The following is a 14,059-nucleotide window of genomic DNA, read 5'->3' on the forward strand; positions in this document are numbered from 1 at the left end:
CTTATACTTTTAAAGTTGAGAAAATATTATAAATAGTTAGGGTGTTGAAATCAACCCTAATTTTTAACCAAGTTTCGCCAAAAACAGCGCAGGCGCTCGTGAAATTTTAGATACCAACAACTATTATCCTTTCGGATTAAACCATACCGAAGGAAACGGCTTGAACAGCTCAGATTTCGGCAGTTGGTATAGCTATAAGTACAATGGTAAGGAACTACAGGAAACAGGAATGTATGATTATGGAGCAAGGTTCTATATGGCCGATCTGGGAAGATGGGGCGTAATCGACCCATTGGCAGAGCAGTCGCGTAGATGGTCTCCTTATCATTATGCAGCGGACAATCCTGTTAATTTTATTGATCCGGATGGTAGAATAGCTTTGAAGGTAAATTATGCAGATCAGGTGATCGGAGGAGTGGATGAAAATTACCTGGCTACCAGCCAGTGGAACAGTGAAAGAGGTCGTACCAATTTAGGATCTGCTGTTAAACAGGGAAGAGTTTATACCACTAAGGAAGGGACAGTTTATGAGGGAGATAAAGTAAGCGAAGGACTTAATGCTCTTACGAATCCTCAACCTGATTTTTCAAAGTTTGATTTTACCCAGTACATGAATATTTCGCCTCAGCTGGCTGGATTATATGCGTATGGCGCTGGCTTTATGACTGAAAAAGCTTTAGAGATTTTAGTTTTGAAAAAAACGTCACAAATAAATCCATTTGGAATAAATGGAGGTTATGGTTTTAAAGTAGGAAGAACAGAATTTTTATATGCAAATCCAAGCGTAGGTGGTGGAACAATACTTTCATATGGATCACCAACTGGTGGAAAATTTCGATTAGATTATCATGGTCTTCCTTCTTTAAATAGAGGTACTACATTGCATTTTCATTCAAATTATTGGGGGCTTAGCAATTCTCCTCATAGAAGCATAAATCCTTTTTATCTTGGAAAACCAATTAAAAAAAAATAATGGAATTTAATAACAGAATTTTAAGTAAAGAAGTTAGCCTTCTTTTCATTGATAACTTTGACATAAATAATTGGGATGACTTAAACCAACTAAAAATCATTTATAAGTCTTTATTTCCAAAAGGAAGTACACTGTTTTTTTCATTTAGACGTGAAGAAAATTTAACTGAAGAAAAAGAGTTAAAAAAACTTAAAGTTAGAATACTCGATACTTTTAATAATGAAGGTGAATATCTTATTCTAAAAAAATTAGATGACGTTCGTTTTGATAGTATTGCCAGAATAGTTATAAATGAGAATACATATAATCTTATTTTTGATCTGTGGAACTATTTTTACAGTTGTACATTTTTTATCCCCAACAAAAATTTAACCTTTTCGGATTATATAAAGTTTCAACAAAAAATTAAGTTTCAGGATAAGGGAAATGAAAAGCTATTGAACGAATGTTTTACAGATTTTACATGTATTAAGGGACTCGGTGGAGATAATATGATTATAAGTTATCGTAATAATTATAACCTTCCAAATTTTTATTGTAAGGAGTAAAATATATTTATCCTAATCCATAAAGCATAAACTCTTGAGTTGTTAAACATTAAAACCTCCCGTACGAATCTTTCGTATGGTAAAGTAATAATAAACGTTAGTGTGGAGATTTAAATTTGGGTAATATTCCAAAGTTAGTGATTCCCTCTTGCTGCCGCACTAATCCTCTTGTGTAGTGAAGCAATAATAACAGAAACCATTGCTATTACGCAGTGGTTTTGTATTGTAATAATTTTTCTGTTTTGTATATTTTGCAATCAATGAGTATAAAGACCACCTTGGCAATGCAAGGGTAAGTTTTGCCAAAAAAAGCGCAGGCGCTCTTGAAATTTTAGATACCAATAACTACTATCCATTCGGATTGAACCATACCGGAGGAAACGGCTTGAACAGCTCAGGTTTCGGCAGTTGGTATAGCTATAAGTACAATGGTAAGGAACTACAGGAAACAGGAATGTATGATTATGGAGCAAGGTTCTATATGGCCGATCTTGGAAGATGGGGCGTAATCGACCCATTAGCAGAGCAGATGAGAAGACATTCTCCCTATAATTATGCTTTTTAATAATCCGATAAGCTTTACAGATCCGGATGGGATGGCTCCTCAAATTCAGCTTACCTCAGCTAGTGACAACAGTGGGATGTATACCCCGGCTGGACCAACCCCAATTGGTTAGGAAGAGGAGTTTATGATAGCAACAGCTATGATGGGATTATGGGTCCTACACTTGGTGGTGGAACTGTTAAAAGGACCAAAGATGGAACTGTTTACACAGGAAGTGAAGCAGCAGCTTTTAGGGATCTTATGAATCCATCAGCTAATCCTCCCAGCCCAAAACCTAATTTTTTGCAAAGAGCTGGAAGCTTCATTAGAGGCATATTTGGAGGAAATAGAGGTGCTGGAATTACAACATTTTTATCTGGGGCAACAATTTCTAGAACTGGTATACAAATTGGAGGAATTGCGTTTGAAGGTTATGAATTGTCAACAGTAGGAAGTTTAGTCAAAGGATTTGCCGCTACAGGAGCTATGACTTTAGGAGCAGTTTTATACCCTACAATGATTAAAGAACCGGAATTTAACTGGACAAGAGATTTGCCATTGGATATACCTATTACAACAACTGATGATCGGCCTGAAGATCTTATAACATTGTATAGGGGAGTCTGTATAGGACATTATGATTATAAAAATGCACTGAAAGGTATGGCTATTCCATTAGGAGGACATAATGATCCTGATTCTCATAACTGGGGTGATACAGAAAGTGTTTTTACGTCTTGGACCATAAATAGAAATACTGCTTTGAAATTTGCAAATAAGAATGGGTCTGGAGGTGTACTTTTACAAAAAGCATTTTCTGTTCACGAAATTATACCTAGTCCAGATAAATATAATGAACAAGAAATACTAATTCGAGGAATTGTTAATGGTGCAGTTCCATTTATTCAAAAAAGATAAATATGGAAACAACTAACATAAAGCAAATTTACACGTTATTTAAAGAAGATTTAAATAATAACTTATACTTTTTAATCGCTGAGTATTTAGACAACATTACTGTATTTAAATATATATTAATTGACAAAAATAAAGCTATTTCAATATATAAGTTGCGAAGTGAAATTAATAATAGTAATAGTTTTAAGATTGATGGTTACGATGAATTACTAGAAAATCTTTTGAATTATAATGATAAAAAAGTGATCATTAGTAATTTCAATTATAAAAATGAGGATATAACCATTTTTATAAGCCATGAAATGGATAGGGTTCTGGGAATCTTAAGTCAAAGAACAAATTAGTTTTAATTCATTTACAAATTTAAAGTTAGAGCCCCGGCTCCCGCATGATTGCGTCCTGTGGTGATGTAATAATAACAAAAACCATTGCTATTAAGCAGTGGTTTTGTATGGTGAAAATTTTTCTGTTTTGTATTGAAAACATAACTGTCGTACAGTTATATATTATTTTGAAAACAATAAGTATATTCAGCACTACAGAGACCACCTTGGAAATACCCGGGTAAGTTTTGCCAAAAACAGCGCAGGCGCTCTTGAAATTTTAGATACCAATAATTACTATCCTTTTGGATTAAACCACACTGGAGGAAACGGCTTGAACAGCTCAGGTTTCGGAAGCTGGCAGAGTTATAAATACAATGGCAAAGAACTACAAGAAACAGGAATGTATGATTATGGAGCAAGATTCTATATGCCGGATCTGGGAAGATGGGGCGTGATTGATCCATTGGCTGAGCAGATGAGAAGGCATTCTCCTTATAATTATGCCTTCAATAATCCTATAGGTTTTACAGATCCCGATGGGATGGCTCCTCAAATTCAGCTTACCTCAGCTAGTGACAACAGTGGGATGTATACCCCCGGCTGGACCAACCCCAATTGGTTAGGAAGAGGAGTTTATGACAGCACCAGCTATGATGGGATTATGGGGCCTACACTTGGCGGAGGTGGAAGTGGTTCTTATAATAATAATGATGTAACTGTTTACACAGGAAGTGCAGCAGCTGCAGCTTTTAGGGATCTTATGAATCCTCAGGTTAACTTCTCACAGTTTAATTTTTCGCAATTTGGAGTAAATGGTCCAGGTCCAACATATACTGTTCAACATTATGCTCTTATTCAAGGCTTGTCCACGTTTGCTAATAAATTATTTGGAACTCCATTCACACTATCTAAGCTAACAGAAGCAGAAAAGCAGAATATTTTTAAGCAGAGTGCACAAAAGACTACAGCAATATTAATGTATGAGTATGCTTCGGGAACAGGTCCTGAAAAAAGAAATTTCTTTCCTGGTGATGCTTTGACAGAAGATATAAAGTGGTCAAATTCATCTGCAAGGGCAGCCACAATGTTTGCAAACGAGTATAATGCAGGAAAAATAAAAGAAGGACAAACAATTCAATATTATATAGGTACAAGTCCCGATAAAATTGGGATCAGTGGTAGTATAGACGCCCATTTTAAGGGCTTAGGAGATCAATCTATTTGGCGGGGAGGTATGGTATATAATATGCAAAAGAGAGGAGACAGACTATATGTAAATGTTTTCGATAAATATACTGTATCTTCAGGAATATCAAGAAATAACGCAGATTCATTTAATAGAGGAAAAACAATTACGCCATTGGGAACAACGACAATTAATATTCATTTTAACTATCAATGGATAAATAAAAAATAAAATTATGATAACAAAAAAAGTGTATTTAATGATTGGTTTAGTCGTTTTGATTACTCAGTCATGTAATAAAATGTTCCCAGAAAAAATGGAAAGTTTTATGTTTCAATTAAAAGATGATATATATTTAAATCAACCATCAAGATCAATATTGGTTATGCATAAAACAGGCGAGGATAGCTTTATACATGGAAGAATAATAGTAGATAAAATAGATAGTGTTTATATTAGTAATGATAAAAGTGTAATTTATATAATTAATAGTAAAAATGAATATATATGGGTCACACCTGATTTCAAAATTGAGAAATTAAATAATAAACCAAAAGTTGATTTTATTAGTATTGATGGCTATCATAGATAATTGTAATTGATATGCTTACTTTGTTAGGATAATAATTATCGCCCCTCGATTACATCGTTTGGTAAAATAATAATAACAGAAACTACCGTTCAATAACCGTGGTTTTTATGCTGAACAAAAATCTTTTGTTGCATGAAAATATAGTTATAGTAAAGTTATACCTACAGCAACTATCTCCGCTTAAACTACTCAAAAAACTCAAATGTTGACGCAGAAGTTCTAGAAGAAAACAAGTATTACCCATTTGAATTAAAGCATGAAGGATACAATGCATTATACGGAAATTCTGCTTACAATTACCGATACTGTGGAAAAGAAATGCAGAAAGAAACAGGCTGGGGCGATCATGGTGCAAGAATGTATAAGGCAGATCTGGGAAGATGGGGCGTGATTGATCCATTGGCAGAGCAGATGAGAAGACATTCTCCTTATAATTATGCTTTTAATAATCCTATAGGTTTTACAGATCCCGATGGGATGGCCCCTCAAATTCAGCTTACCTCAGCTAGTGACAACAGTGGGATGTATACTCCAGGCTGGACCAACCCCAATTGGTTAGGCAGAGGAGTTTATGACAGCAACAGCTATGATGGGATTATGGGACCTACACTTGGTGGCGGTGGAACTGTTAGGAGGACCAAAGATGGAACTGTTTACACAGGAAGTGAAGCAGCAGATGCTTTTAGGGCTCTTATGAATCCATCAGCTAATTCTCCCAGCCCAAAACCTAATTTTTTGCAAAGAGCTGGAAGCTTCATTAGAGGCATATTTGGAGGAAATAGAGGCGCTGGAATTACAACATTTTTACCTGGGGCAACAATTTCTAGAACTGGTATACAAATTGGAGAAATTGCGTTTGAAGGTTATGAATTGTCAACAGTAGGAAGTGTAGTCAAAGGATTTGCCTCTACAGGAGCTATGACTTTAGGAGCAGTTTTATACCCTACAATGATTAAAGAACCGGAATTTAACTGGACAAGAGATTTGCCATTGGATGTGCCTATAACTACTACTGGTGATCCAGATTCTGGAAATTTATATTTATATAGAAACATGAGGAGTGTAGGTGGAGTACCGGAATTAGGTAATTCTCTAAATACATTGGGAGTAAGATCTACAGATTTTATACGAAATGTTAATGATTTAGATTATGTATTTGGATCATCAGGGCAAGGAATGTCTGTAACTCCAGGTTATGGGAATGTCATTCCTGCTACACCTTTGGTAACCCAGGTAAAACTACTTTATTTAGAATAATGGCTAAAGACGTAATTGGGTCAGGCTTAGGAATAAACATTGATGCAATTAATCACGCTAATATAACTCCTGTAGGAAGAACAACATTACAACAATTTAGATGACACATACAAGCAACAGCACCATTATGGAAACCAATAAGATGATAAATCAATTGAATTATTTATTTGAAATACTAGATTTTGAAACTATTTCGTCGTTAAGCAACGAGAATTATAAAATATTAATATTGGATTTTTTTATAAAAGTTAACAAACTAAAATATGAAGGTTTAAGTTTAGATGAAGATTTAAAAAGTTTTATAAATAGTAAGCACATTCAGTACTATGATTATTATGAAAAAAGTTCTATCTATGAAGAAAGAATGCAAATGATACTTTCAGAATTAATGGGATTTTGTTCACCACCAAAATTTTGGGACGCTTCTCTTGAAGAATATATGAAATTAAAATGGGGGATAGACATTAATCAGCAAAGTCTCGACTTCGCGAATTTCTAATTTTTGGAGTTGATGCCTTTTTTGAGACAAAAAGTCTATACTTCTTATACTTTTAAAGTTGAGAAAATATTATAAATAGTTAGGGTGTTGAAATCAACATCCTAATTTTTAACCAATTTTCGCCAAAAACAGCGCAGGCGCTCTTGAAATTTTAATACCAACAACTATTACATTTCTGGCTAAAACTATTTATATAAAGTATACTTATACTCAAATCAAAAACTGAGATATAAAAAATAATTTTAAATACAATTTAGAATAATGAAAAAAAGCATAGTAACTATTTTTTTTCTGCTAGTGGTCATTTTTGTATTATCGATGATGGTATTCCCCTATATTTCAAATTTTGTGGGATGGAATGGATATCAGGTTTGGAAGAATAGATCTAAAACAGAAAGTATAAAAGAATCAAAAAGAAGAAAGGTTTTTGTCCGAGAATTAAATTATAAAATAATAGATTCTGGAGATTCAAAAGGTTTTTATTTTAAACCGTATCTTGAAAGAGGATATAAAGTTAGTAATAAGTCTATTAACGATACACGCATTATAAAAGATACAAGATATCCATATAATATAAGTTTTGACAGAAATCTTAAAAATGGAATCGCTATTTATTATAAAAAGGAGGATGAAAAGAAACTTGATAGTTTTGATGGCTATTGGGGTTATTTAAAACAGCCTTATATAAAAGATACCCTCCACTTAAAAATTGATGGAGAAAATAATTACCACGGTATAATAAAAATATGGTAATTCATTATTTAAGTGAATAATTAATAATAAAAACATAAGCCACTGCAAAAAAAAACCAGTGGTTTATGTTTTTTAGAAATAATGCGTAATATTATACAGTACTTGAATAAGTTTTGCTAAAAACAGCGCAGTCGCTCCTGAAATTTTAGATACCAACAACTATTATCCTTTCGGGCTGAACCATATTGGAGGCAACGTATTGAACAGTTCCGGTTTTGGAAGCTGGCAGAGTTATAAGTACAACGGTAAGGAACTTCAGGAAACCGGGATGTATGATTATTGAGCAAGATTCTATATGGGCGATCTGGGAAGATGGGGGGCGATCCATTGGCAGAACAGATGAGAGATTCTCCTTATAATTACGCCTTCAATATTATGGACAAATCCGACCTCCGATGCCTATAACCGTAGGAACCTTTAGAACATTAATTCAAAGTACTGCCCCAGCTGGGCAACCTGTAAAATAATTAAATATATGGAAGAAAGAGAAGTTATTGTAAGAAAAATTTTAGAAAAATTATATGTTGAATTTAATCCAGAAAATCTCTCTAAGCTAAGTATAGATCAATATAAAGATTTCTTCTTTTCAATATTTGAATATATAAATTTACACAAAAATAAATACCATTTGACAGAAGAAGATTTTGTCGAATTTAGCAACAGTATTCATCATAGATATAATTATGATGAGTACGAAGATAATTGTTGGGAAAGAGTTGCTTTTTTTATGGATGAGTTGATATTCCGTTTTTCTACACCTCCTCCGTATTTTTTTCATTCTAACTTTGAAGATTTTAAAAATAAATTAAAAAGAGATTTTACAGAAGGTAATGGTTTGTAAAAATGCGATCTTGGGTCACATGGAGTTGATGCCTTTTTTGGATCACCTTGAAAATAATTGGAGTATTGAAAGTTCAATACTCTAATTTTACAAATTAGTTTCAGATGAGAAGAGATTCTCCTTATAATTACGCCTTCAATATTATGGACAAATACGGCTGGCAATTCCTATGAATGTAGGGACATTTAGAACATTAATCCAAACCACTGCCTCAGCTTGGCAACCTGTAAAATAAATTATATGGAAAAAAGAGACTTAATTATAAAACAAATTCAAGAAAAATTAGAAATTGAACTAAGACCAGAAAATATTTCCAAGATGACTTTGGATGAATATAGAGATTTTATTATTTCACTGTTTGAGTTTATAAATTTATACAAGGATAAATATCTTTTAACATCCCTAGATTTTAGGGAATTTGCAAATGACTTTGTATATAATTATGAAGATGATGGTTATGAAGATAATTGTGGCGAAAGAGTAAGATTTTTCATGGATGAATTAGCGATTTTATACACTTACCATCCACCATTTTTTTGGGATTCTAATTTTGACGATTTCAAATATAAAATGAAAAGACATATCTCGAAAGGTAATGGCTTGTGAAATTTTTTTTGTTTATTTTTTAAATTTGGTAATGTTCCAAAGTTAGTGATTCAATTATTTTTATTTTGGTGGGAAATTTTTATATGAATATTCAACAGGAAGATCACTGTTTGATAAACCAGGAGAAAATTAGTTTTGATGATGAAAGCATATTATTATTTTTTGTTTAGAATTTATAGATATTATATAGATAATCAAAATGAAAATGAATTTCAGGCAGTATTTAGTGCTACTGCCGTCAGTACAGCCGTTTTAAGTATTGCAATAATATCTTTCCTAGGTGTGCTTGATTTTTTAGATATCCTATCTATTCCTTCAAAAAAATATATAATATTTGGTATGATATTACTCGGTATTTTCAATCATTTTTTCTTTGTTAGAGAGAAAAAATGGGTGGATTATGATTTTGAGAAAGATAAAAAAGGAGGTTTCAAGATAATTATTTGCATCCTATTTTTATTTCTTTTTGTTCTTATTGGAGGGTCATTTAATCGTAAAAAGATATTTGAAGAAAGAAGAAGAAACCCTTCGATAGAGGTAGAAAGACGTTCATCTCTAGAGAGTGAAATTAGAAAGTGGTTTGAAGAAAAATTTTAATGAAAAGTTTTATTGCATCCTATTTGTAACAAAATTAGAGTATTGAATTTCAATACTCTAATTTAATTTTAATCCAAGTATTAATTTAAGCTATAGACCTTACTAATTGGGAGTCATACATAGCTACCTACATATTTCGTAGAAAAATAGGCATTGGAAGCAACAGATAACGACTTTGGGAATAAATAAAAAAAATCATGACATACTATTTTTATTTAAATTTTTACATATATCAGTATTATAAGAAAAAACAAGAAGCTCCTTTAATTTCAACTTTGCTTGTAATTTCTCTATTAGTTAATTTGAATGCGTTTACCATTGTTATGATTTATAATTTTGTAACTGATTTTTGGACTATTCCAAAACTTTATGGAGATTATAAAGTTATCATAATAGCATTTTTATGTTTTTTTGTGATCATAAATTATTTTTTACTTTATCACAAAAAAAGATATGTGAAGATTTTTGAAAAGTTTAGAGAAAATAATGAAATATATAAACAATGGGATTTGCCAGTAAAGATATATATCATTTTAAGTATAGCTTTATGTTTAGTTACATTGGTAATTGCAGATTTACGTAATCATAATTTTGAATTATACTTTCTAAAATAACGTATGAATATCGTCCTTGTGAAACAATTAAAATTTAAAACAAAACTTTGAAGAAAACATTCTGCTATTTGATAGCATCTATAAGCTTATTTATTTCATGTAGTTTGCAAAACGTTTTTAGATCAGATCGTTCTAAAAACTTTACTGAACAGCTTTTTACAAATCAAAATGTTTACAGGATTTTAAAAAACTACAGTCAAGATAATTCGATAAATATCATAGATCCGGAACACCGTCTCACTAATCAATTTTTAACATTCAGAAATAATGATCTTGCTGTTAATATTAGTGCTGAAAGAAAAGATGAGTACGATTTCTACATAAAAAAAGTGATCATTGATGAAAAATTGGCTTTTGTAGTTCTATGGCATAGAGATACTACAACAGCACTATGTTTTTACCCCATTAAAAGTGAATATACTCTGGGTAAATGGTTAGTCGAAGAAATTACAACGAAGAGTATCAAATAGAGGTTGCCCCTCGCTACTTCGTTTAGTTCAAACATATCATCCTGTACAAGCGTCAAGCCTATATCCAAATAAAGACTGAACAAAATCTAATCAGGAAATACACTTTCTCGGATTTTTACTTATTTTACTGTCAATTTTATGGTGATAGGCGGGAATCTTAAAAATAGATTTAAATTCGTTATCCAGAAATGGATAACGAACTTGATGCTATTGCAGATATTAAAAATGAAATACTAAAATAATATGTATACAAAGTACTGTATTTTAATTCTGACTTTCTTCTTTTACTCTCTATTTGGTCAGCTATGATTAGAATTAACATTAGTAAATTCAGTTGCCAATGTAACGATCTATAATGAATCAAAGGAAAATTATATTCTTCCGGTAGACTTACTTCATTTTCGTCCTTATGAACCTGAGTGTAATAACTTTTCTGATCAAGAATTAGAATTTCCCAGTTTTGGATTGATGGTTAATATTATCGGAAAAGATGGTAAGAAAGAAGATTATACAGTAGGTTATTCTAATACATCAGAAAACTTAGATCTTATCACTAACAAGGTCAACATACAAAGATCTGGTTTAGAAAAAAAAGTATTGAATTGGGGGAAGAACCATAAGATTAGGGATTATCATCTTGCCTTTATTAATTATCAGATGATCAGCAACCTGATTTACTTAAAGGCAAAAGAAAAATTTCCTTTAATATTAAGTTTGATTTATATAATGTTACAGCACAAGAACTAATTTTTTACAATTATATTCTTGAACAATCAGAAAATTATAAGTTGTATCTAAGCTTGTGTGGGTTTAAGGAATTCGATCAATATTTGACATTTTCTCAAAAGAAGCAATTAAAGAAATATAAATTCTTTACGGGTAAGGTGGAAAGCAATATCATAGAATTCAAGTAACAGAGATATTGACCTTCTCCTAAAAGCTGAGCACTTAAATTACAGTTTTTAAATTATAAATAATAAGAAAAGGATTCAATAAAGATAGTTTGGTAATGCTTCAAAACCCTCTCCCGCAAGATTGCATCGTGTGGGGCAGTAATAATAACAAAAACCACTGCTACTTAGCAGTGGTTTTTGTGTTGTAAAATTTTTTCTATTTTGTATATGAAAACAGAACTATAGTACAGTGATACCGACCATTTGGGAAATATACGGTTCCCGGATACAACAATTGGTATAATAGAAAGTTTGTTATGATGCGCTTAATATTGCATTCGCACAGTTAATTCCATCTATTGCGGCAGATACAATTCCGCCTGCATAACCGGCACCTTCTGCACAGGGATATAAACCTTTTACCTGAGGATGCTGATAGGTTTCTTTATCCCTTGGGATCCTAACCGGCGATGATGTTCTACTTTCAACACCAACCAAAATGGCTTCATTAGTATAATAACCTCTAATTTTTTTCCCAAACAAAGGCAATGCCGCACGCAAACTATCAGATACAAAATCGGGCAGAATGTGATCGAGCATCGAACTTTTAGTACCTGGGAGATAAGAATTCTTTGGCAGATCGATTGATAATTTATTATTAACAAAATCGACCATGCGTTGTGCAGGAGCAACCAAATTGCCACCGCCAGCTTCGAAGGCTCTTTTTTCGATTTCTGATTGAAAATGTAACATCTTTAGTGGATCGTAACCCTGAACATCATCTAAGGTAACCTGAACCACTGTCCCAGAGTTGGCATAAGGGTTGTTTCGCTTAGATGGCGACCAACCGTTAACCACAATTTCATTCTCACCAGTGGCACATGGAGCAATAATACCACCCGGGCACATGCAAAAAGAAAATACACCGCGGGGACCAACCTGCTCTACCAAACTATAATAGGCCGGTGGTAAAAATTCTGAACGGATATCGCAATGGTATTGTGCTGAATCAATAATTTCCTGAGGATGTTCTATCCTTACCCCTAAAGCAAAAGGTTTGGCCTCAATCAGAATGTTCTTTTTGTTTAACAATTCGTAAACGTCTCTTGCCGAATGGCCTGTTGCCAGGATAATATCATCGGCAAATAACTTGTCCTGAAAATTAATTTCTATTCCTTTTACTTTACCAAATTCGATTAAAATATCGGTCATCTGGCTATCGAACATTACTTCACCACCAGCATTTAAGATCGTGTTTTTTATGGAAGTAATAATATGTGGAAGTTTGTTCGTGCCGATATGCGGACGGGCATCGATCGTGATATCTTGATGCGCGCCATGGTTTACAAAAACCTGAAGAACTTTATTAATGTCGCCACGCTTATTGGACCGGGTGTATAATTTGCCATCTGAATAAGTACCGGCACCACCTTCACCGTAACAGTAATTAGATTCGGTATTTACCAGACCCTGTTTATTTATGGCAGCTAAATCTCTACGGCGTTGCCTTACATCTTTACCCCGTTCGATAATAATGGGTTTTAATCCATTTTCGATACACTGTAAAGCAGCAAATAAACCTGCCGGGCCTGCACCGATAATGATTACTGGTTTTGCCGTAGCTACATTAGGATAATTGACAGTGTAAAATTCCGGAACGGCTTCTTCATCCACAAAAACCTTTACCTGAAGGCGAAAAATGACTTTTCGAGAACGGGCATCTATAGATCTTTTCAGGATTTCAAAGCCTTTTATCCTGGATTCGGATAGTTTTAAGGCTTTAGCCAGTTTTTGGTTAATTAGCTCAGTTTGCTCTACTTCGTGAGGAAGCAATGTGATTTCGATATCTTTTTGCATATTAAGTCGGGTTTTTATCCCGAACGGTACAAAGATAGAAAACTATCAGGAAAAATAGATACTATTTATATGCTGTTGCATATACTTAATAAACGCCCTAAAATAATTTATTCTGTGGAAATCAAAGACTTATTAGTAGAATTTGTTCCGTAAAGTCGTTATAATTTTTTTAGAAATTATATTTTTCGCAGCTTTATTTATATACTATACTATTTACATTAGTAAAGATAAAGGGAAAGTCTTCAATAGAACTATAATTCAGCTATATATTTATTTTCAAAACAATAAGTATATTTATCAGTAATTAGCTATGAAAAGAATATTTAATTTTTTAACTCCCACAAAAATATTAATAATATTTTTGTTGTTTATTATCAGTGTTTTATTTATCTATCAAATAGACTCTTATAAGCATAAACAGATAAAAGGTGGTTTGATTTTCTTATACTTCATACCAGGTTTATTTGTCTTTACGCTACTGCTTATTTATAATCTAAAGAGAAGTATTAAAGAAAGTAATTTAAAGAATAAGATTATGTCTGGTATTCCTTTACTGTTAATTTCTTTTTATTTTTTATATTTTAT

At 32.6% G+C, this 14,059-nt stretch carries 15 protein-coding genes and 1 pseudogene; 15 read left to right on the forward strand and 1 reads right to left on the reverse strand.

Annotation, left to right across the window (positions count from 1 at the left end):
• The first annotated feature begins 103 nt into the window (after positions 1 to 103).
• From IW16_RS14220 to IW16_RS14290, 15 genes and pseudogenes are all read left to right on the forward strand, one after another.
• A complete protein-coding gene (locus IW16_RS14220; protein ID WP_084694554.1) occupies positions 104 to 973 on the forward strand; it encodes an RHS repeat-associated core domain-containing protein in 870 nt (289 codons plus the stop codon).
• Positions 973 to 1,521, forward strand: a complete 549-nt coding sequence (locus IW16_RS14225) for a hypothetical protein (protein WP_034745447.1) — start codon at positions 973 to 975, stop codon at positions 1,519 to 1,521. Before IW16_RS14220 ends, IW16_RS14225 begins: the two co-directional genes overlap by 1 nt.
• A 361-nt stretch (positions 1,522 to 1,882) precedes the next feature.
• Positions 1,883 to 2,086, forward strand: a complete 204-nt coding sequence (locus tag IW16_RS27210; protein ID WP_034745450.1) for an RHS repeat-associated core domain-containing protein — start codon at positions 1,883 to 1,885, stop codon at positions 2,084 to 2,086.
• A 150-nt stretch (positions 2,087 to 2,236) separates the two neighbouring features.
• Complete coding sequence (locus IW16_RS25730) at positions 2,237 to 2,983, forward strand: hypothetical protein (protein WP_051890284.1); 747 nt, start codon at positions 2,237 to 2,239, stop codon at positions 2,981 to 2,983.
• Between the two features lie 2 nt (positions 2,984 to 2,985).
• Complete coding sequence (locus tag IW16_RS14240) at positions 2,986 to 3,327, forward strand: hypothetical protein (RefSeq protein WP_034745454.1); 342 nt, start codon at positions 2,986 to 2,988, stop codon at positions 3,325 to 3,327.
• A gap of 256 nt (positions 3,328 to 3,583) precedes the next feature.
• Complete coding sequence (locus IW16_RS27215) at positions 3,584 to 4,726, forward strand: RHS repeat-associated core domain-containing protein (protein ID WP_394332460.1); 1,143 nt, start codon at positions 3,584 to 3,586, stop codon at positions 4,724 to 4,726.
• A gap of 4 nt (positions 4,727 to 4,730) precedes the next feature.
• Positions 4,731 to 5,087: a hypothetical protein gene (locus IW16_RS14250; protein WP_034745459.1), complete on the forward strand. Its 357-nt coding sequence runs from the start codon at positions 4,731 to 4,733 to the stop codon at positions 5,085 to 5,087.
• A 297-nt stretch (positions 5,088 to 5,384) separates the two neighbouring features.
• Positions 5,385 to 6,344, forward strand: a pseudogene (locus tag IW16_RS14255) (RHS repeat-associated core domain-containing protein); the annotation flags it as partial.
• Positions 6,345 to 6,471: 127 nt separating this feature from the next.
• The gene (locus tag IW16_RS14260) at positions 6,472 to 6,843 is read left to right on the forward strand and encodes a hypothetical protein (RefSeq protein WP_034745465.1); all 372 of its coding nucleotides are present in this window, start codon (positions 6,472 to 6,474) and stop codon (positions 6,841 to 6,843) included.
• A gap of 261 nt (positions 6,844 to 7,104) precedes the next feature.
• Complete coding sequence (locus IW16_RS14265) at positions 7,105 to 7,596, forward strand: hypothetical protein (protein ID WP_034745467.1); 492 nt, start codon at positions 7,105 to 7,107, stop codon at positions 7,594 to 7,596.
• A 475-nt stretch (positions 7,597 to 8,071) separates the two neighbouring features.
• Positions 8,072 to 8,437, forward strand: coding sequence for a hypothetical protein (locus IW16_RS14270; protein WP_034745469.1), 366 nt, complete (start codon positions 8,072 to 8,074; stop codon positions 8,435 to 8,437).
• A gap of 240 nt (positions 8,438 to 8,677) precedes the next feature.
• Positions 8,678 to 9,043, forward strand: a complete 366-nt coding sequence (locus IW16_RS14275; RefSeq protein WP_034745471.1) for a hypothetical protein — start codon at positions 8,678 to 8,680, stop codon at positions 9,041 to 9,043.
• 138 nt (positions 9,044 to 9,181) lie between these two features.
• Positions 9,182 to 9,640, forward strand: a complete 459-nt coding sequence (locus tag IW16_RS14280; RefSeq protein WP_034745473.1) for a hypothetical protein — start codon at positions 9,182 to 9,184, stop codon at positions 9,638 to 9,640.
• Positions 9,641 to 9,837: 197 nt separating this feature from the next.
• Positions 9,838 to 10,254, forward strand: coding sequence for a hypothetical protein (locus IW16_RS26650; RefSeq protein ID WP_034745476.1), 417 nt, complete (start codon positions 9,838 to 9,840; stop codon positions 10,252 to 10,254).
• Between the two features lie 47 nt (positions 10,255 to 10,301).
• Entirely contained in the window at positions 10,302 to 10,724 is a 423-nt protein-coding gene (locus IW16_RS14290) for a hypothetical protein (protein ID WP_131327898.1), read from the forward strand.
• A gap of 1,208 nt (positions 10,725 to 11,932) precedes the next feature.
• Here the strand turns inward: IW16_RS14290 and IW16_RS14300 are convergent.
• Positions 11,933 to 13,474 (reverse strand): NAD(P)/FAD-dependent oxidoreductase, encoded by a 1,542-nt coding sequence (locus IW16_RS14300; RefSeq protein WP_034745485.1) that lies wholly within the window; start codon positions 13,472 to 13,474, stop codon positions 11,933 to 11,935.
• Positions 13,475 to 14,059 lie beyond the last annotated feature (585 nt).

This window comes from Chryseobacterium vrystaatense, assembly GCF_000737765.1.
In the GTDB taxonomy this organism is placed as follows: Bacteria; Bacteroidota; Bacteroidia; order Flavobacteriales; family Weeksellaceae; genus Chryseobacterium; species Chryseobacterium vrystaatense.